Source organism: Kitasatospora albolonga (assembly GCF_039535905.1).
Lineage (GTDB): Bacteria > Actinomycetota > Actinomycetes > Streptomycetales > Streptomycetaceae > Kitasatospora > Kitasatospora albolonga.
The window spans coordinates 46,110-65,261 of sequence record NZ_BAAAYB010000089.1 but is presented as its reverse complement, the minus strand read 5'-3'; the positions used below and the strand labels follow the sequence as shown (position 1 = coordinate 65,261).

16 protein-coding genes are annotated in these 19,152 nt (G+C 73.6%); 8 read left to right on the top strand and 8 right to left on the bottom strand.

Features of this window, described 5'->3' with window-relative positions; translation table 11 throughout:
* Window positions 1-15 precede the first annotated feature (15 nt).
* Entirely contained in the window at window positions 16-495 is a 480-nt protein-coding gene (locus ABD946_RS21965; RefSeq protein WP_345286349.1) for a Rieske (2Fe-2S) protein, read from the top strand.
* 3 nt (window positions 496-498) lie between these two features.
* Here ABD946_RS21965 and ABD946_RS21960 read toward each other — a convergent pair whose 3' ends face one another.
* Together ABD946_RS21960 and ABD946_RS21955 are read right to left on the bottom strand one after the other, a co-directional pair.
* Window positions 499-741, bottom strand: a complete 243-nt coding sequence (locus ABD946_RS21960) for a hypothetical protein (RefSeq protein WP_345286135.1) — start codon at window positions 739-741, stop codon at window positions 499-501.
* Window positions 738-2,264, bottom strand: a complete 1,527-nt coding sequence (locus ABD946_RS21955) for a PspC domain-containing protein (protein ID WP_345286133.1) — start codon at window positions 2,262-2,264, stop codon at window positions 738-740. The genes ABD946_RS21960 and ABD946_RS21955 overlap by 4 nt, the downstream gene beginning before the upstream one ends.
* A 134-nt stretch (window positions 2,265-2,398) precedes the next feature.
* On the opposite strand from ABD946_RS21955, the gene ABD946_RS21950 reads away from it, so the two are divergent.
* The 3 genes from ABD946_RS21950 to ABD946_RS21940 all read left to right on the top strand — a co-directional run bounded on the left by ABD946_RS21950 (window position 2,399) and on the right by ABD946_RS21940 (window position 5,894).
* Window positions 2,399-3,841: a PspC domain-containing protein gene (locus tag ABD946_RS21950; protein ID WP_345286131.1), complete on the top strand. Its 1,443-nt coding sequence runs from the start codon at window positions 2,399-2,401 to the stop codon at window positions 3,839-3,841.
* A complete protein-coding gene (locus ABD946_RS21945) occupies window positions 3,834-4,532 on the top strand; it encodes a LuxR C-terminal-related transcriptional regulator (protein ID WP_345286129.1) in 699 nt (232 codons plus the stop codon). Before ABD946_RS21950 ends, ABD946_RS21945 begins: the two co-directional genes overlap by 8 nt.
* A 189-nt stretch (window positions 4,533-4,721) precedes the next feature.
* Window positions 4,722-5,894, top strand: a complete 1,173-nt coding sequence (locus ABD946_RS21940) for an acyltransferase family protein (protein ID WP_345286127.1) — start codon at window positions 4,722-4,724, stop codon at window positions 5,892-5,894.
* 90 nt (window positions 5,895-5,984) lie between these two features.
* Here ABD946_RS21940 and ABD946_RS21935 read toward each other — a convergent pair whose 3' ends face one another.
* The 4 genes from ABD946_RS21935 to ABD946_RS21920 are packed head-to-tail and all read right to left on the bottom strand — an operon-like array spanning window position 5,985 to window position 9,170.
* On the bottom strand, window positions 5,985-6,437 hold the full coding sequence (locus tag ABD946_RS21935; protein WP_345286125.1) for a GtrA family protein: 453 nt from the start codon (window positions 6,435-6,437) through the stop codon (window positions 5,985-5,987).
* Window positions 6,437-7,402 carry a decaprenyl-phosphate phosphoribosyltransferase gene (locus tag ABD946_RS21930; RefSeq protein ID WP_345286123.1) on the bottom strand — a complete coding sequence of 322 codons (966 nt, stop codon included), beginning with the start codon at window positions 7,400-7,402 and terminating at the stop codon, window positions 6,437-6,439. Before ABD946_RS21930 ends, ABD946_RS21935 begins: the two co-directional genes overlap by 1 nt.
* A complete protein-coding gene (locus ABD946_RS21925; protein ID WP_345286121.1) occupies window positions 7,395-7,931 on the bottom strand; it encodes a phosphatase PAP2 family protein in 537 nt (178 codons plus the stop codon). The genes ABD946_RS21930 and ABD946_RS21925 overlap by 8 nt, the downstream gene beginning before the upstream one ends.
* Before the next feature lie 42 nt (window positions 7,932-7,973).
* On the bottom strand, window positions 7,974-9,170 hold the full coding sequence (locus ABD946_RS21920; protein WP_345286119.1) for a hypothetical protein: 1,197 nt from the start codon (window positions 9,168-9,170) through the stop codon (window positions 7,974-7,976).
* A gap of 416 nt (window positions 9,171-9,586) precedes the next feature.
* On the opposite strand from ABD946_RS21920, the gene ABD946_RS21915 reads away from it, so the two are divergent.
* From ABD946_RS21915 to icmB, 4 genes are all read left to right on the top strand, one after another.
* Window positions 9,587-11,110, top strand: a complete 1,524-nt coding sequence (locus ABD946_RS21915; protein ID WP_345286117.1) for a glycosyltransferase family 39 protein — start codon at window positions 9,587-9,589, stop codon at window positions 11,108-11,110.
* Between the two features lie 108 nt (window positions 11,111-11,218).
* Window positions 11,219-12,436, top strand: coding sequence for a glycosyltransferase 87 family protein (locus tag ABD946_RS21910; RefSeq protein ID WP_345286116.1), 1,218 nt, complete (start codon window positions 11,219-11,221; stop codon window positions 12,434-12,436).
* A gap of 73 nt (window positions 12,437-12,509) precedes the next feature.
* Window positions 12,510-15,113, top strand: a complete 2,604-nt coding sequence (gene pcrA / locus ABD946_RS21905) for a DNA helicase PcrA (RefSeq protein WP_345286115.1) — start codon at window positions 12,510-12,512, stop codon at window positions 15,111-15,113.
* 182 nt (window positions 15,114-15,295) lie between these two features.
* A complete protein-coding gene (gene icmB / locus ABD946_RS21900) occupies window positions 15,296-15,703 on the top strand; it encodes a coenzyme B12-dependent isobutyryl CoA mutase small subunit (protein ID WP_345286113.1) in 408 nt (135 codons plus the stop codon).
* A 54-nt stretch (window positions 15,704-15,757) separates the two neighbouring features.
* Here the strand turns inward: icmB and ABD946_RS21895 are convergent, their stop codons facing one another.
* Window positions 15,758-17,398: a DUF5691 domain-containing protein gene (locus tag ABD946_RS21895; protein WP_345286111.1), complete on the bottom strand. Its 1,641-nt coding sequence runs from the start codon at window positions 17,396-17,398 to the stop codon at window positions 15,758-15,760.
* A gap of 290 nt (window positions 17,399-17,688) precedes the next feature.
* The gene (locus ABD946_RS21890; RefSeq protein ID WP_345286109.1) at window positions 17,689-18,984 is read right to left on the bottom strand and encodes an SWIM zinc finger family protein; all 1,296 of its coding nucleotides are present in this window, start codon (window positions 18,982-18,984) and stop codon (window positions 17,689-17,691) included.
* Between the last annotated feature and the right edge of the window lie 168 nt (window positions 18,985-19,152).

Sequence of the window (19,152 nt, the reverse complement as noted above, 5' to 3'; positions counted from 1 at the left end):
GGCCGCCGGGCGCTGGTGGACGGCGGGATCGCGGCGGTCGCGCTCGGCGGGGCCGGGCTGCTGGCCGGCTCGCTGACCGCCACCTTCGGACGGGACGAGCTGCCCGCCAACGCGGCGGGCCCGTCGCCTGTGCCCACCGGTTCGGGCAGCCCGAGCGCGGGCGCGGGCGCGAGTGCCGGCAGCGCCGTCTCGGTGCCCGCCGCCTCGGTGCCGGTCGGCGGCTCGGCGAAGGTCAAGGACCCGGCCACCGGGGACGCGCTCTACGTGGTGCAGCCCAAGGCCGGCCAGTACTGCGCCTTCTCCTCGATCTGCACCCACTCCGGCTGCGCGGTGGACGCCCCGAAGGACAACCAGATGTACTGCCCGTGCCACGGCTCCCGCTTCGACGCCACCACCGGCGCGGTGCTCAACGGGCCGGCCACCAAGCCGCTGGCGAAGTTCGCGGTCACCAGGAAGGGCGACCAGCTGGAGCTCGGCGCGCAGCAGAAGGCCTGACGCTCAGTCGGAGGAGGAGCGCACCTCCCGGGCCTCCCGGATCCGGCGCAGCTCCCGGGAGCGGCGGGTCATCGCGGTGACCGCGCCGATCACCGCGGCGCCGCCCAGCACCAGGAAGGTGACCGGCAGCACCACCCGGCCGCTCACCTCCTTGCCGTTCAGCGAGGCGAGCAGGCAGAGCACCGCCAGGGTGCCGAAGAGCAGACCCGCGATCAGCGAGAACGGGTCGAGCGGGTGCTTCCTCACGACTGCACCACCTGGAGGTCGCCGAGGCCCACGGTCAGGGTGAGGTCGAGCGTCCCCCGGGACGGCCGGCCGTTGGTCGGGTGCAACTGGTACTCCACGTCGTTGCCCGCCCCGGAGGACAGGTGGCGGTCGGCGACCTGGATCTCGCCCAGGCCGTTCTTCAGGGTCAACCGGACCTCCACGTCGCCCGGCACGGTCACCTGCATGTCGCCGGCGCCGAGCTTCGCCGTGGTGGCCACGGTGGCTCCGGCCGGGTCGAAGTCGGTGAGGTCGAGCTTCATGTCGCCCACGCCCAGGGTGTACTCGGGCTTCACCTCGGAGACCGAGGTGGGTGCCCAGTAGCGGTCCCCGGCGCTGCTCGCCAGGGTGAAGTCCGAGCCGGTGGTGGCGGTCAGCAGGATCACCAGCAGCGCCGCCGGGAGGGCCAGGCCGCGGGCCCGGCCGAACTTGGCGCCGATCAGCAGCGCCAGCCCGAGCCCGGCGAGCGCGGCGGCCAGCACGGTGGAGAGCAGCACCGAGCCGCCCTGACGCTCCGTCACCCACCAGGCGAGCGCACCGCCGCCGGCGGCCAGCAGCAGGCCCAGCAGCGGAAGCACGTTCGGGCCCCGGTGGACCGGGTGGACCGGAGGGAGGGGCGGCAGCGGCGGGTCCGCGGGGGAGGGCGGGGCCCCGGCCTTGCGCAGCGGGTCGCCCTCCGGCAGGTCGGTCCGCTGCCACCAGGGCCGCGCGGGCGCGCCGGGCGGGGGCGTGGAGCCGTACGGGTTGCGCTCCGGGTGGCGCGGGTCCCAGAGGTAGCCGCTCGGGCCGGCCGGCGGGGTGTCGGGGTGGGCCTTGTCCCGGGTCTGTCCGAAGGCGGAGCGCATCGCCTCCTCGTGGGTCCGCCAGGCCTCCTTCATGTGCTGCTCGGCCTGGTCCCACCAGTGCGGGGAACCGGCCCCGGCCCCGTCGCCGGCCCGGTCGTTGACGGTGCGCCAGCCCGGTGCGGCGCCGGTGGCGTCGTACGGGTGCCCGGTCTCGTCGGTGAGCCGGTCGTACGGGCCGTCGTGGCCCCGGCGGCGGCCGCGCCGGCGCGGGTGGCGGCGGCGCTCCGGGTCGTAGCGGACCGCCAGCAGCACCAGGCCGCCGAGAAGCAGGATCGGGAAGAGCTGGCCGCCGTCGCCCATCGAGGAGAAGAAGACGCCGGTGCCGATCACGGTGAGCAGCACCGCGCCGATCGACTGGCCGTCCACCCGGCCGGTCAGCACGCGCTGCAGCTCGGTCCGGCCGGCCGTCCCGTCCTCCGGCTCGCGCGGCACGATCAGCCAGGCCAGGCCGTAGAGGAAGAGGCCGAGACCGCCGGAGAGGCAGAGCACCGCGGTGACGACCCGGAAGACCACCGGGTCGATGTCCAGGTGGCGGCCCAGGCCCCCGCACACGCCGGCCACCACCCGGTGCCTCTCGCTCCGGCTGAGCGGCGGGCGGGGCGGCTGCTCCGGCCCGGTGGGGGCGTCGGGCCCCGGCGCGGTGGTCTGCTCGTCGGTCATGCCCCTTATCCTGCTGCCCGCGCGGCCGTGGCCCAACCGGCGCGGGCCCGGTGCGTACCCTGATCTGTCCCTGAGACGGGTTCGGGGTGGCACCCTGATGCGCGCGGGGGCGCGCACGTGTGACCATTCGGGGCGTGGCAGCCCCCGGAACCGATCCCAGAGCCCTCGACGGCCCCTTCCCCGCTGACGGTGGATCAGGGGACGGCGGCGTCGAACGCCCGCCGTACCGGCGGCTCTACCGCAGCCGGCACGGCCGGATCCTCGGCGGCGTCGCGCACGGCCTCGCGGTCCACCTGGGGCTGCCGGTGGCCTGGGTGCGGGTCGCCTTCGTGCTGCTGTTCTTCGCCCAGGCCGTCGGGGTGCTGCTGTACGCGGCGTTCTGGTTCGTGGTGCCGATAGGGATCGGCGAGCCGGCCGGCGGCGGGCCGCGCTGGCTGTACGTCAACGGCCGCTTCGTGCCGGGCGACGCGGTGGTCGGCGGCGAGGAGCTGAGGAAGGGGAGGCCGGCCCGGCTCGGGCGGCTGCGCGAGCTGCTCCAGCGGACCTTCCACGGCGAGGCGGCGGTGGCCGCCGGAGCCCCCGCCGAGGAGCGGGCCGGCGCCGTCCCGCGCGGCGGGCTCGGCCAGGTCTTCGCGCTGCTCGGCCTGGTGGTCGGCATCATGGCGCTGCTCAGCGCGCTGAACATCCAGCCGGCCAAGCCGTACGTCTGGCCGCTGCTCACCATCGGGGTCGGCGTCGCGCTGGTCTGGCGGCAGGCCGACGACTCCCGCTGGCAGCGCTGGTTCGGGGTGGAGGGCACCCGGCGGCGGGCCGCGTACACCCGGATCGGCGCCGGGGTGCTGCTGGTGGTGGCCGGCATCGTGGCCTTCCTGATCCTGCAGGGCAGCGGCTCCACGCTGGCCTCCGTGCTGGAGGCCTCGCTGGCGGTGCTGGCCGGGGTGCTGGTGCTGGTCGGCCCGTACGCGCTGCGGATGTGGCAGGACCTGGGCGCCGAGCGGACCGCCCGGATCCGGGCCCAGGAGCGGGCCGAGATCGCCGCGCACGTGCACGACTCGGTGCTGCACACCCTCACCCTGATCCAGCGCAACGCCGACGACGCCAAGGAGGTGCTGCGCCTGGCCCGGGCGCAGGAGCGCGAGTTGAGGCTCTGGCTGTACCGCCCGGAGGCGGCCGCCGAGGCCGCGCCGGACACCCTGGCCGAGCGGATCCGCTCGGTGGTGGCCGAGGTCGAGGACCGGCACGGGGTCGCGGTCGAGCTGGTCTGCGTCGGCGACTGCCCGATGGACGAGCGGATCTCGGCACAGGTGCAGGCCGCGAGGGAGGCGATGGTCAACGCCGCCAAGTACGGTGGCGGTGGGCCGGTCCAGGTCTACGCCGAGGTGGAGGGGCGGACGGTGTCGGTCTTCGTCCGTGACCACGGCCCCGGCTTCGACCCGGACGACGTGCCCGAGGACCGGATGGGCGTACGGGAGTCGATCATCGGCCGGATGAAGCGCAACGGCGGCACCGCGAAGGTGCGGCCCGCGCCCGACGGCGGGACCGAGGTCGAGCTGGAGATGGAGAGGGCAGATGACTGACGCAGTGTCGGCTACGGGGGCGGCGGAGCCGGAGCGGCGGGCCCGGGTGGTGCTGGTGGACGACCACCGGATGTTCCGCACCGGGGTCCGGGCCGAGATCGGCCGGACGGAGCTGACCGGCATCGACGTGGTGGGGGAGGCCGACGACGTCGAGTCGGCGGTCAAGGTGGTCGCCGAGACCAGGCCGGACGTGGTGCTGCTCGACGTCCACCTGCCCGGCGGCGGCGGGGTCGAGGTGCTGCGCCGCTCCGCGCCGGTGATGGCCGACCCGAACGGGGTCCGCTTCCTGGCGCTCTCCGTCTCGGACGCGGCCGAGGACGTGATCGGGGTCATCCGCGGCGGTGCCCGCGGCTACGTGACCAAGACCATCACCGGCACCGACCTGGTCAACGCGGTCTTCCGGATCGCCGACGGCGACGCGGTCTTCTCGCCCCGGCTGGCCGGCTTCGTGCTGGACGCCTTCGCCGCCACCGACACCCCGCCGGTCGACGAGGACCTGGACCGGCTGACCCAGCGCGAGCGCGAGGTGCTGCGGCTGATCGCCCGCGGCTACGCGTACAAGGAGATCGCCAAGCAGCTCTTCATCTCGGTGAAGACGGTGGAGTCGCACGTCTCGGCGGTGCTGCGCAAGCTCCAGTTGAGCAACCGTCACGAGCTGACCCGCTGGGCCACCGCGCGCCGGCTGGTCTGACGGGTACCCACCACCCGTTCGGGTGGACACGAACGGGCACTGCGGCACAAGGCCGGGTGCCCGTCCGTGTGCCACGGGAGGGTAAAGGCGGTGGGGGAGCGTCGGGACAGCGGGCCGCGGGTTGGTTAGGGTGAGACCGCTTTTCGGCCGTGCCCCCCGTCGGCCGCACCCTCACCCCCGAAGGTCCTCATGCTCACCTCTCCCTGGGCGGGCAGCCGCTCCGCACCCCTTGCCGAGCCCGTCGTGATCGCCGCCCCGGAGCGCCGCGGCGGACGGCTCCACGTGCTGGACGCGCTGCGGCTCATCGCCGCCGTCTCGGCGATGACCTGGCACTACGCCGGGTTCCAGCGGTTCAGCCCGATCTGGGGCGACACCACACCGGCCAAGGCGGTCCCGCTGCTCCACCCGTTCGCCGTGTACGGCTGGGTCGGCGTCGAGCTCTTCTTCCTGATCAGCGGCTTCGTGATCTGCATGTCCGTCTGGGGGCGCAGCGTCGGACAGTTCGTCACCTCGCGGGTGAGCCGGCTGTTCCCGGCCTACTGGGCCGGCGTACTGATGACCTCGGCGATGCTCTTCCTGGTCAAGCCGGTGTGGGACGAGGGCGCCCGGGACTGGGAGTTCACCGACATCCTGACCAATCTGACGATGATGCAGAACGGCATCGGCGGCCAGGACCTGGACGGCGTGTACTGGACGCTCTGGCTGGAGCTGCGGTTCTACGTGCTGATCGGCCTGCTGGCGCTCTGGGGGCTGACCTACCGCCGGGTGGTGGCCTTCTGCGGGGTGTGGACGCTGCTCTCGGTCTTCGCCACCAACAGCCCGATCCCGCTGATCGGGGTGATGACCTTCCCGCAGTACTCGCCGTACTTCATCTCCGGCGTCGCGATGTACCTGATGTACCGCTTCGGGCCCAACCTGCTGCTCTGGGGGCTGATCGGGCTCAACTGGCTGCTCGCGCAGAACCAGCTCCGCGGCGTGGTCGCCATCTACTCCTGGGACGCCAAGGAGCACGTCTCGTTCGGCGTCGCCTTCGCCCTGATCACGCTGGCCTTCCTGGCCATGATCGGGGTGGCGCTGGGCAAGTTCGACTGGGTGCGGTGGAAGTGGCTGACGGTGGCCGGCGCGCTGACCTACCCGGTCTACCTGCTGCACCAGCAGCTCGGCTGGTGGGTCATCCGCGAACTGCACGACCGGATGAACCCGTACCTGCTGCTGGCCGGGCTGATGGCCACCATGCTGCTGGTCGCCTGGCTGCTCCACCGGCTGGTCGAGCGGCCGCTGGGGAGCCTGCTGAAGCGGAAGATGGAGCAGGGCCTGCGACAGGTCAGGACCGCCTCCCAGCCGCCGGTCCGCCGGGGCTGACCGGGGCGGAGCAGCGGATGAGGGCGGGGTCCGACGGAACGGCGACTGCCGTTCCGTCGGACCCCGCCCTCGTGGTGCGCGGCGCGGCCGTCAGGCCGACGCGGTGCGGAAGACCAGGACCTTGGTGCCCCAGAAGCGGGCGGCGGTGGCCAGCACCATGCCGATCACGCTGCCGGAGACCAGGTCCGCCGTGGTGCTGGTGAAGCCCAGCAGGTAGTGCGAGGTGCCCAGGCAGGCGAGCTGGATCAGGGCGCCGGCCACGCTGACCACCAGGAACATCGCGGTCTCCCGGCCGACCTCGGCGGGGCTGCCGGCCCCGCTCCGCTCGCGGAAGGTCCAGTACTTGTTCCCGACGAAGGCCACCGCGGTGGAGGCCGTCAGCGAGACCACCCTGGCCGGGATGACTCCCATCGGGTCGTCCAGCAGCAGGAAGAGCACGACGTCGGTGACGTAGCCGAGGCCGCCCACCACACCGAACTTGATCAGCTCGGGCAGCAGGGCGCGGAGCCTCCCGGAGGGTGCCCCGGCGTGTGCCTGGGTCATCAGACGCCGACCACGGAGAGGCCGAAGAGGATCACCCAGAGGGCGCCCGTCACCAGCAGCGCGCGGTCCTTGAGGACCACGTCCTCCGGCGCACCGGCCGTACCGCGGTCCGCGAAGACGGCGTAGCGCAGCATCGCGAAGACGAACGGCACGATGGTGATCTGCTTCAGGCCCGGGTGGTCGCCGCTCGGCTCCAGCGCCCAGAGGCAGTAGCTGAGCACCGCGACGGCGGCCGCGGCCTGCCAGACGAAGCGCAGGTAGCCGGTGGTGTACTCGGCCAGCAGCTTGCGGGACTCGGCCGCCTGATCACCCATCAGCACCAGCTCGGAGTAGCGCTTGGCGGAGACCATGAACAGCGAGCCGAAGCCGGCGGTGATCAGGAACCACTGCGACAGCGGGATGCCGGAGGCCAGGCCGCCGATCATCGCGCGGAGCAGGAAGCCGGAGGTGACGAAGGCCAGGTCCACCACCAGGACGTGCTTGAGCCCGGTGCAGTACAGGAACTGCATCACCAGGTAGCAGCCGAGGGCGACGGCGGTCGGGCCGTTGCAGAGCAGCACCGCGCCGGTGATGGCGCCGCCGGCCAGCAGCACGGCGGCCAGGTACGCGACCGGGAGCGGGACGATGCCGGAGGCGATCGGGCGGTTCCGCTTCACGGGGTGGGCGCGGTCCGAGGCCACGTCCATCGCGTCGTTGAGGAAGTAGATCGCCGAGGCGGCGGCGCAGAACAGGCCGAAGACGATCGCGGTCTGCTTGATCACCTCGGCGTGGCCGAGCATGCCGGCGGCGCCGGGGGCCGCCACCACGAGGATGTTCTTGACCCACTGCCGGGGGCGGGCGTTGCGGATCAGCCCGCCGGGGAGCGCGCTCAGCTTGAACGGGCGGACCGCCCAGTCGTCGGCGACCGGGGCGGCCGCCTGGGCCGGGAGCACCGCCTCGACCGGCAGCGTGCTGGTCTCAGACATTGCTGGTGGTCCCCTTGGCGATCCAGTTCCGGCTGGCGCCGGCCACGGCCGCACCGAGGGCGGCGCCGCTCAGCACGTCGGACGGGTAGTGCACGCCGACGACCAGGCGGGAGAAGCAGACCGCGCCGGCCGCCGCGCCGACCACGGTGGTGGGCAGCAGCGGGGCGAAGGCGACGGCCGCGGCGGCGGAGGAGGTCGCGTGCGAGCTGGGGAAGCTGTGCTTGCCGGCCGTGGTGACCAGCGGCTCCATCCCGGGGCCGTTCGGCCGCGGACGGCGGACCACGCGCTTGATCGCCATGCTCGCCAGGTGGGCACCGGCCACCGCGCCGGTGGCCCGCAGCCAGCTGCCCCGGCGCTCACTGTCGACCACCGCACCGGCCAGGCCGAGGGCCAGCCAGCCGGCGGCGTGCTCACCGGCCCAGGACAGCGCGCGGCTGACGTCGACGGAGCGCTGGTCGCCGAAGCGGGCCCGCACCGCGCGGTAGACCCGGTGGTCGAACTCCGTGACTGCCTGCGGCAGTTCGGTCATGGAGGAACTCCTCGGAGAGAAAAGGTGAGCGGAAGGGGCGGATCAGGGGGCGGTGGCCCAGTTCCAGAAGAACCAGGTCGCGTACCACCCGGATGCGGCGCCGAGCGTGATCAGCAGGGTGTACCGGGTGGAGGCCCGGGTCTTGGCCAGCCCGGCGGCCACCGGAAGCAGCAGCGGGAAGAGCGGCATCAGGTAGCGCGGGATGATGGCCGGCCAGTGGTGCACCAGGAGGACCAGCGGGAGCGAGGCCAGCACGAAGGCGTTGAGCGCCAGCGGCAGCTTCTCGCGGAGCATGAAGAAGACCAGGGCGGGCAGGGCGATCAGCACCATGGTGGTGATGTAGTGCTGGAACTGCTGGGGCCACATCGTGGCGGTGGACTCCAGCACGTTGCGCCAGGTGGTGTCGCCCCAGTCGAAGGTCTCGCCCCAGGACTGGTCCTGGATCAGGAAGTAGGCGTTCGGCTTGTCGTAACGGACCGCCAGGTAGACCAGGTAGAAGAGCAGGCCGAGCGGCGCCAGCACCATGGCGGCGAGCGGGCGGAGCCCGTCCTTGCGCTTGATCAGGGCCCAGATCGCGGCCAGGCCGACCGCGCCGATCACGGCGGCCGAGGTCGGCCGGGAGAGCCCGGCGACGACGCAGATCAGACCGGCCAGCACCCAGCGGTGCCGGATCGCGGAGTACAGCGCCCAGACGGTGAGGGCGATGAACAGCGACTCGGTGTAGACCAGCCACTGCACGTGCGCGGTCGGGACCACGGCGAACAGACCGGCCATCATGATGCCGGTGGTGCGGTCGCGCAGGTGGGCGCCGACCTTGTACAGGCCCCAGGCGGCGAGCAGCGAGCTGACCCCGGAGACCAGCATCCCGGCGACGGTGGTGCTGACGCCCAGCCAGGAACCCCAGCGCATCAGCATCGGGTAGAGCGGGAAGAACGCCTGGCGGTTGACGCCGTAGACCAGCCGGCCGTCGTTGCCGTAGATCAGGTGGTCGCCGTAGCCGTGCAGCGCGATCTTCGTGTAGTGCACCGAGTCCCAGCGGTTCCCGATGTCCTTCAGCCAGTCCAGGTCCGCGTAGTTGGCCATGGCGAGGAAGACCAGGATGCCGAGCACCTTCAGCCCGACGTAGAGGCTGATCGCCGGTGCGGCGAGCCGGAGCTCGGTCACCAGCCGCTGCCGCCGGCCTACCGGGGGGGCGGCGTCGGGCGCACTGGTGGTCGGAGGTGAGGTGGCGAGCGTCATCGAGTGGGCTTCCTGGCCGGGGAGGCGGGCACGGGCAGCCGGACTGCGTGACGTGGAAGGGCCGGCGCAGTCGGGCACGAGGTGACTGTCAAGGCTCTCTGCCGTCCTCGGGACTGGGCCGCCCTACGCGCGAGGACTGTCCCCGCGCAACTTTAAACATACGATGAGACTTCTTATACGTTTTTCACCGCGCGTGCAACTTCCTTGCACGGAGTGCATATTGGCATAGCGCTGCATGCGACCTGGGCCACAGGTGGGGCAAACGGGGTTTCTTCACACTCCCGAGCGACGGTTAGGATGAGGCGGCCTGGGGGGTGCGCTGGGGGGTGCGTCCTTGGCGTTGGCCACTGAACTTGAGAAGCCGCCGTGACGGCAGCACGGCGCCGAAGGGCTCGTACCACATGACAGCCAGCCGCATGGAACCCGCCGTCGAGACGGAGTCCCAGAGCCGGAACGACGAGGCGCCCCCCTCGAACCGCCGCCCCGGCTCCGCCCTGGAGGAGCGCCTCACCCCGCTGTTGAACCGGACGGTCTGGCTCTGGCCGGCCCTCCTCACCCTCGTCCTGGGGATCCGGGGGAGCTGGCGGCCGCAGCCGTGGCGCGACGAGTTCGCGACCTGGAGCGCGGCCACCCGCAGCACCGGCGACCTGCTGGAACTGCTCCAGCACGTGGACGCCGTCTCCGGCGCCTACTACCTGCTGATGAACGGCTGGGTCAGCGTCTTCGGGGACTCCCCGACGATGCTCCGGCTGCCCTCCGCGCTGGCGCTCACCGGTGCGGCGGTCTTCGTCGCGCTGACGGGCCGTCGGCTGTTCGGCACGGCGAGCGGTCTGATCGCCGGTCTGCTGTTCGCGGTGCTGCCGACCGTCTCCCGGTACTCGCAGGAGGCCCGGTCCTACGCCTTCGTGGTGCTCGCGGTGGCGGCCGCCACCTTCTTCCTGTTCCGCGCGCTGGAGCGGCCGAGCTGGCAGCGCTGGCTGCCGTACGCGGTGTCGGTGGCGGCGGCCGGGCTGTTCCACATGGTCTCGCTGGTCTTCCTCTCCAGCCACGCCGTGGTGGTGGCGATGCACTGGTGGCGGGACCGCCGCAAGGGCCTGCTGTTCGGCTTCCCGGCCGCGGTGCTGGTCGGGCTGGTGCCGGTGATCCCGCTGGTGCTGCTCGGCACCGAGCAGTCCAAGCGGCAGATCGGCTGGCTGAGCGCGCCGGACCTGAACACCTTCGTCGACTACTGGCACAACATGTTCGGCTCGGCCCTGGTCAGCGCCGGCGTCCTGGCGCTGGCCGCGATCCCGGCCGGCTGGGCCAGGGGCCGCCGCCCCGCCTTCGAGATCGGGCTGATGGCGGCGCTGCCGATCCTGCTCACCTGGTTCATCTCGCAGGGCCAGACCGCGTACTTCTTCGACCGCTACCAGCTCTACACCGTCCCGGCCTGGGCGATCCTGGCCGGTGCCGGGCTCGGCAAGCTGAAGCCGCGCTTCCTCGGCGTGGTCGGCCTGGTGGTGGTCGCGCTGCTCGGCTGGCCGGACCAGGAGAAGCTGCGCACGGCGACGGCGCACGAGCACACCAACGGCAAGGCCGCCGCGAAGGTCATCGCCGACGGCTACCAGCCGGGCGACGGCTTCGCGCCGGTCCGCGGTGACAAGTCCTACGCGATGACCGACCTGGAGATCGACTACTACCTGCCGGACCGGGTCGAGCTCAAGGACGTCTTCGCGGCCAAGACCGCGCTGCAGAAGGACGACCTCTTCGCCGACCCCTGCCCCCAGCCGGCCTCCTGCCTGAACGGGGTCAACCGGGTCTGGGTGGTCACCCTGGGCGAGGGCGACGACCCGTACGCCAACCTGCCGAAGAACGAGGCAGAGGCGCTGCGCGCCGCCTACAAGGTCACCCAGGTGAAGCACGTCCGCGGGCTGACCGTCTCGCTCTCGGAACGCAAGTAGGAACACCGGCGGGACAACGGGTGAACTCCTCCGGCTCCGGCCGGCGGAGTTCACCACCCGGGCCCGTTCCGCTGGGTGCGTGCGGGAACTGACGGCATGATGGACCGCGTGTCCACCCAGTCCCGGCCGCTCCGACGTGCCAGCACCCAGACCCCCGGGCCCCGCGACGCCGCCGGCGCCGCCGGAGCCGCCGAACGCCGCCCGGGGTTCCGCGCCGCGCTGCGGTACGCCGCCCCGGCCCTGCTCGGCTACCTCGCGGTGCGGGCGGTCGGCGTGCTGGCGGTGGTGGTCTGGGGCACCCGGCGCGACACCGGCGGGCTGCACCGGCTCGCCACCATGTGGGACGCGTACTGGTACCAGGACCTCGCGCAGCACGGCTACGCCGGGTCCGTCCCGCTGCCCGGGCCGCACGGCGCGTACGAGGCCTACGCCTTCTTCCCGCTCTACCCGGCGCTGATCCGGCTCACCGACCTGCTCACCCCGTTCTCGGTCGAGCTCGCCGCGCTGCTGGTGGCCTGGGCCGCCTCGCTGGTCGCGGCCTGGGGGATCTTCGCGGTGGGCGCTCACCTGCACGGGCGCCGGACCGGGGTGCTGGCCGCGGTGCTCTGGGGCGTCCTCCCGCTGGCCGTGGTGGAGAGCGCGGCCTACTCCGAGCCGCTCTTCACCGCCTTCGCGGCCTGGGCGGTGTACGCGGCGGTGCGCCGCCGCTGGGTGCCGGCCGGCGCCCTCACCGTGCTGGCCGGGCTGACCAGGCCGACCGGGCTGGCCCTGGCCGCCGCCGTCTCCTGCGCCGCGCTCTGGGAGTTGCTGGCCCGCCGTGGCGGGTGGCGGGCGGCGCTGGGGGCGGTGCTCGCCCCGCTCGGGTTCTTCGGGTTCCTGGGCTGGGTCGGTGCGGTGAAGGGGAGCTGGGACGCCTACTTCCGGGTGCAGGACGCCTGGGAGTCGCACTTCGACTTCGGCCGCAGCACCTTCGAGAGCCTGCGGTCCATGCTGACCAGCAGCGGGCAGGTGTGGCTGGCCGAAGTGGTGGTGGCGGGGGTGCTCGCGGCGAGCGTGGTGCTCTTCGCGGTCTCGGTCGCCCAGCGGCAGCCGCCGGTGCTGCTGCTCTACAGCGCGGCGCTGCTGGTGCTGGCGCTCGGCGACGCGGCGTACTTCAACTCGCGGGCCCGCTTCCTGATCCCCGCCTTCGGGCTGCTGCTGCCTGCGGCGGCCGGACTGGCCCGGATCCGGAGCCGGACCTCGCTGGTGATGCTGCTCGGGGCGGCGGCGCTCTGCTCGGCCGTGTACGGCGGCTTCCTGGTCTTCGTCTACACCAACGCCTCGTAGCGCGGGCCGGCGGGCGCCGGTCCTTCCGGAATCCGGCGGGGCTGTCGGCGGGTGGTCATAGACTCGGAGGGCCATGAGTAGCCTCTTTGACGACCTTCCGCTCCCCGGTTTCGAGCTTCCGTCCGCCGCCGGGTCGCAGCAGTCCTCCGACGACGAGCCGCCGGCCGGCGAGTACGGGGAGGAGCCCCCGGGGTACGGGGAGGAGCCGCCGTACGAGGAGGCGATCCCGGCCGGGCTGTTCGAGACCGACCACGAGGCCGAGGCCGAGCGGGACGCCTGGTACCGCAACGGCGCGGCCCGGACGGTGGTCGACCCGGCCCAGCTGCTGGAGGGGATGAACGACCCGCAGCGGGACGCGGTGGTGCACGCCGGCTCCCCGCTGCTGATCGTGGCCGGCGCGGGGTCGGGCAAGACCCGGGTGCTGACGCACCGGATCGCTTACCTGCTGGGAGCCCGCGGCGTGCAGCCCGGCGAGATCCTGGCGATCACCTTCACCAACAAGGCCGCCGGCGAGATGCGCGAGCGGGTCGAGGCGCTGGTCGGGCCGCGGGCCAAGGCGATGTGGGTGTCGACCTTCCACAGCGCCTGCGTGCGGATCCTGCGCCGGGAGAGCAAGCTGCTCGGCTTCACCTCCAGCTTCTCGATCTACGACTCGGCCGACTCGCAGCGGCTGATGGCACTGGTCTGCCGGGACTTGGACCTGGACCCGAAGCAGTTCCCGCCGAAGTCCTTCACCGCGAAGATCAGCAACCTCAAGAACGAGCTGATCGACGAGGAGACCTACGCCGACCAGGCCGCCAACCCGATGGAGAAGAAGCTCGCCGAGGCGTACTTCCTCTACCAGCGGCGCCTGCGCGAGGCCAACGCGCTGGACTTCGACGACATCATCATGACCACGGTGAACCTGCTCCAGGCCTTCCCCGACGTGGCCGAGCACTACCGGCGGCGGTTCCGGCACATCCTGGTCGACGAGTACCAGGACACCAACCACGCCCAGTACATGCTGGTGCGGGAGCTGAGCGGCGGCTCGGTCTCGGCCGCGCCGAAGCGGACGGTGGACGGCGACTACGTGAACCCGGCGGAGGGCCGCCTCGCCGAGGTGCCGCCGGCCGAGCTCTGCGTGGTGGGTGACGCGGACCAGTCGATCTACGCCTTCCGCGGCGCGACCATCCGCAACATCCTCCAGTTCGAGGAGGACTACCCGAACGCCACCACCATCCTGCTGGAGCAGAACTACCGCTCCACCCAGACCATCCTGACCGCGGCCAACGCGGTCATCGAGCGGAACACCAACCGCCGCAAGAAGAACCTCTGGACCGCCGGGGACGACGGCGAGAAGGTGGTCGGCTACGTCGCCGACGACGAGCACGGCGAGGCCCAGTTCATCGCCGACGAGATCGACCGGCTGACCGACGCGGGCGACGCCCGCCCCGGCGACGTGGCGATCTTCTACCGGACCAACGCCCAGTCCCGCGTCTTCGAGGAGGTGTTCATCCGGGTCGGCCTGCCGTACAAGGTGGTCGGCGGGGTGCGCTTCTACGAGCGCCGCGAGGTCCGGGACGTGCTGGCGTACCTGCGGGTGCTCTCCAACCCCGAGGACACCGTGCCGCTGCGCCGGATCCTCAACGTGCCCAAGCGCGGCATCGGCGAGCGGGCCGAGGCGATGATCGACGCGCTGGCCCAGCGCGAGCGGATCTCCTTCGCCCAGGCGCTGGTGCGGGTGGACGAGGCGTACGGCATGGCCGCGCGCTCGGCCAACGCGGTGAAGAAGTTCAACGACCTGCTGGCCGGGCTGCGCCAGGTGGTCGAGTCGGGCGCCGGCCCGGCGGCGGTGCTGGAGGCGGTGCTGGAGGAGACCGGCTACCTGGCCGAGCTGCAGGCCTCCACCGACCCGCAGGACGAGACCCGGGTGGAGAACCTCCAGGAGCTCGCCTCGGTGGCGCTCGAGTACGAGCAGGACCCGGGCGAGCGGCCGGAGAACGACGACGAGGGCGCCCCGCCGGTGGGCTCGCTGGCGGACTTCCTGGAGCGGGTCGCGCTGGTCGCCGACTCCGACCAGATCCCCGACGAGGAGGACGGCGCGGGCGTCATCACGATGATGACCCTGCACACCGCCAAGGGCCTGGAGTTCCCGGTGGTCTTCCTGACCGGCATGGAGGACGGGATCTTCCCGCACATGCGGGCGCTCAACCAGGTCAAGGAGCTGGAGGAGGAGCGGCGGCTGGCCTACGTCGGCCTGACCCGGGCCCGGCAGCGGCTCTACCTGACCCGCTCGGTGCTGCGCAGCGCCTGGGGCCAGCCCTCGTACAACCCGGCCTCGCGCTTCCTGGAGGAGATCCCGGAGACGCTGGTGGAGTGGAAGCGGACGGGCGCCTCGGCGGTGCCGGCCTCGCGCGGCTTCTCCTCCTCCGGTGGCTCGGGCGGCTTCGGCGGGCGCAAGTCCGGTGGGGCGGCGGCGAGTTCACCGAAGGCGGGCTGGGGGCAGTCGGCCCGGCGGGTGACCGAGAAGGAGGTCGTGGCGCTGGCGGTCGGCGACCGGGTGACGCACGACTCCTTCGGGCTGGGCACCGTGGTGGCCACCTCCGGGGTCGGCGACAAGGCGCAGGCGACGGTGGACTTCGGCGGCGCCGGGCGCAAGCAGCTGCTGCTGCGCTACGCCCCGGTGGAGAAGCTCTAGGGGCCGGCTCCGCCTCCTAGGGGGCGGATAGGGGTCCGGCCGGCCGGGTAGGTCGTTAGGGTCGGTCGGACCCACCCCGGGGCTGTGATTTTCCCCTCCCTTGGGGAGGGGCCTCCGCCAACCGGGGCGGGTGGCGTACCCTCCCCTCAGGTTCAGTTATCGGTGGTTAACCGGAGGCAGTGATGGGTGTGTCAGGGCCGATCCGCGTGGTGGTCGCCAAGCCCGGTCTCGACGGGCACGACCGGGGCGCGAAGGTCATCGCCCGGGCGCTGCGCGACGCCGGCATGGAGGTCATCTACACCGGGCTGCACCAGACGCCCGAGCAGGTGGTGGACACCGCGATCCAGGAGGACGCGGACGGGATCGGGCTGTCGATCCTCTCCGGCGCCCACATGACGCTCTGCGCCCGGGTGATCGAGCTCCTCAAGGAGCGCGACGCGGCCGACATCAAGGTGTTCTGCGGCGGGATCATCCCGGACGAGGACATCGTCGAGCTCAAGCGGATGGGTGTGGCCGACATCTTCACCCCGGGCACCCCCACCCGCGACGTGGTGGCCTGGGTGGCGGCGAACCTGCGTGCCGCGGGCTGAGCCTGACGGATCGTGAGGGCCCCGGAGGCTTGCCTCCGGGGCCCTTCGCCGTGCTCAGGGGGTGGTGAGCTCGTCGAGCATGGCGGCGCGGAAGCGGAGCGTCTCGGCGAGCCGGGTGAGGGTGTCGGCCCAGGCCGAGTTCGGCGTGGCGGCGGCGGCCAGGGCGGCCACGGCCGGGGCGGTGGCCGGGGAGAGGGCCCGCTCGGTCATGCCCAGCACACCGCTGTGGCTCCACGGGTACGAGCCGGAGGCGGCGGCCCGCTCCAGGGCGGCGACCACGGCGGTGCTCAGCGGCGGGGTCCACGGGGTGGCGCAGGCGCCGAGCAGTTGGAAGGCCTCGCCCAGGCCGTGGGTCTCGATGAACGCGGCCGTCCAGGCGGCCCGCTCCTCCTCGGGCAGCACGCCGAGCAGGCGGGAGGGCACGCCGGTCGCCTGCGCGGCCCTGGTGGCGCTGGTGGCTCGGCCGTTCTGGCCGGCCGGGCGGGGCTTCGCGCGGTCGCGGCCGGCGCGGCGGGCCAGGGTGGTGGCGGGGCGCGGCGGGGGGCCGAGCAGGGCGCGCGCCCAGTCGGCGTCCTGCTGGCGGACCGCGGCCCGGGCCCAGGCCTCGTGGAGGTCCTCCCGCCAGTCGTCCGCCTCCTCCTCGGTGACCGGCAGCAGGAGCAGCTGATCCGGCGTCAGGCCGGTGTCGTCGGTCCAGAGCGCGAGCGGTGCGGCCGCCAGCACCTCGCCGAACCACCAGGCCCGCTGCCCGCGCCCGGTGGGTGACTTGGGCGCTATGCCGTCGCGCTGCATCCCGGCGTCGCACTCGACGGGCGGCCGGACGGCCAGCCGGTGGGCGTCGGCCCCGGCGGTGAGCTCGGGGCGGACGGCGGCGCGGGCGCGCCCGGCCATCCGGGTGGCCAGGGCCGAGCCCGGCAGGGTGGAGAGCAGTTCGGCGGCGGTGGCCCGGACGTTCTTGCTCCGGTCGGCCAGGGCGGCCTCCAGGAAGGCCTCGTCGGCGAGCGAGAGGCCCTCGTGCAGGGCGTCCAGGAAGAGCAGCCGGTCCTCGGCGCGCTCGGTGGCCCAGGTGGATTCGAGCAGGGTGAGCGCGGCGGCCGGGTCGCTGCCGCGCAGCCGGGAGATCAACCCGACCCGCTCGGCGAACAGGCCCTCCTGCCAGAGCCGCTCGTCCGGCTCGGGGGCGAGCTCCTCGGTGACGGTGCGGCCGACGTACTTCCACTCCTGGTTCCGCTCCGCCAGCCAGCGGCCCAGCGGGCCGGTCAGCGCGACCACGTCCGGGCGCAGCTCGCTGCGGGCACGGGCCGCGTCCAGCAGGGCGGGGACGGCGGCGGCCGGGGCGCGGTAGCCGTGCCCGCGGGCGGCGGTGAGCCACTGCGGCAGCAGCTCGCCGAGGTTGGCCGTGCCGTGGCCGCCGCCGTGCGGCCCGTGGCCGCTGAGCAGGACGGCCAGCTGGCGGGCGGCGGACGGCGAGGGCTCGGGGCGCGGGTCGGGCGCGGCGGCCGCGGGCACCGGGACGGCCGGATCGGCCAGCGCTCCGGCCCGGCGGCGGACGGTGGCCACGGCGGCCAGGTCGAGCAGCGCGGTGGCCGGGTCGCTCCGGTCCACCGGCAGGGGGTCGGGGCCGGCGGGGAGCGGGCGGCGGTCGGTGCCGAGCAGGGCGGTGGTGGTCAGCTCCTGCCAGAGGTCGGTGGTCATCTGACCCTCCGTCGGTTCGGGAAGTCGGGTGTACGTGGCGGTGGGCCGGGCGCGAGGGGCGTAGGCGGATACCCCCGGCGCGCGAGGGACGTACGTGGTTACTCCGGGGGCGCGGGGCTCTGCTGACGTGCGGCTCCGCCGCGGGGGCGCGAGTTCGGAAGGCGGACCAGTGTGAGGTCGGGGCAGGCGAGCCAGTTGCAGGTGTTGCCGTTCTCCCGCGCGCAGTTCCTCGCGCCCCTGAGGCGCTGCCCTGCCGGCCCTCGCTGCCGTTCCGGCCGCTGGCCGCCCCCTCACTGCGTGAGCCCCGTCGGGACTCCGTCCGGGGACCAGGCGGTGACGGGGGCGAAGCCGCGGTGGCCGTACTCGCCGAAGACGGTGAGCGGGTGCCCGGCGGAGAGGGCGGCGAGGCGCCAGAGCGCGGGCTCGGGGCAGCTGCCGGGCCGGACGGGGACGCTGTGGTGACCGTCCGTCAGCCGCCAGCCCTCGGGGCCGAGCACCGGCACCACCTCGGCCAGCACGGCCGGCCAGGAGGCCACCCAGGGGTCGTCGGCGACGGCCCGGCCGTACGCGGCGACGGCCTCGCCCGGGCCGGTGCCGGCGGGTGCCGGGAGCTCCGGCTCGGGTGCGCCGTGCCGGGTGCCGAGCACGGCCCGGAGCGGGCGGACGCCGGGGTGGTAGGCGAGCTCGGCCTCCAGCAGGTGGCCGGTGGGGAGGGCGAGCTCGGGGGAGCGGCCGGGGGCGCCGAAGGAGAGCAGCAGGGCGTGGCGGCCGGTCTTGGCGCCGCGCAGCCAGGTGCGGCGGGTGGTGAGCCGGTCGTCGGCGGTGTCGCGGCTGCCGAGCACCAGCCAGCGGTCCCGGACCGTCGGCCCGGCGAGCAGCTCGGCGGTGTCCACCGGGACGCCGACCCGGGCGCGGACGGTGGCGGCCAGCGGCTCCGGCAGCTCCTCGGTGCGGCCGACGGCGCCCGCCAGCAGGTGCAGCAGGGCGTACTCGGAGAGCCGGTCGGCCGTCGGCGCGTACGCCAACTCCCGTACCTGGGTGGCCAGCCGGGGCGCCTGGGCGTCGACCATCCGGGCCGCCACCTCCTCCCAGCCGCCGGGCCGCTCCTCGGCCAGGCCGTGCCGGACGCGGTCGGCCAGCCGGAGCCTGAGCTCGGCGGCCCCGGCCGAGATCCGCCCGGCCCGGCGGGCCGCGCGGCGGGCGGCGGCGGCCGGATCGGCGGGGGCGGCGGGCGGTGCGGCGCGGCGCGCGGCGGCCTGCTCGCGCCCGTCCAGCCACTCGCCCGCCCAGTCCGGCGGCTCGGCCTCGGTGACCGCCTCCGGGCTGCCGCTCCAGAGCAGCAGCAGGCCGAGGGCGTGCTTGCAGGGGAACTTGCGGCTCGGGCAGCTGCACTTGTAGGCGGGCGTGCCGAGCTCGACCACGGTGCGGTAGGGCGTGGAGCCGCTGCCCCTGCACTGGCCCCAGACCGCGCCGCGCCCGAGGCCGGTGCCGGACCACGGGGCGGGGGAGCCGAGCTTGCCGGCGGCCTTGCGGGAGGGCTGGTCGGGGGCGAGGGAGAGGACGTGTTCGGTGGTCCATCGATCCATGGGGACGACGCTAGGGCGGGGCACTGACAGCCGTTCACTCGAACTGGTGATCTGTCAGTTCGACTGCCCCGACTGTCAGTCCGAGGGTGCATCGTTGTCCTCGCAGGGCGACGGGCCGAGGTCCGCCCGCCGTCCGCCCGCGCTGGTAGCTGCCCATGTGAAGACGCC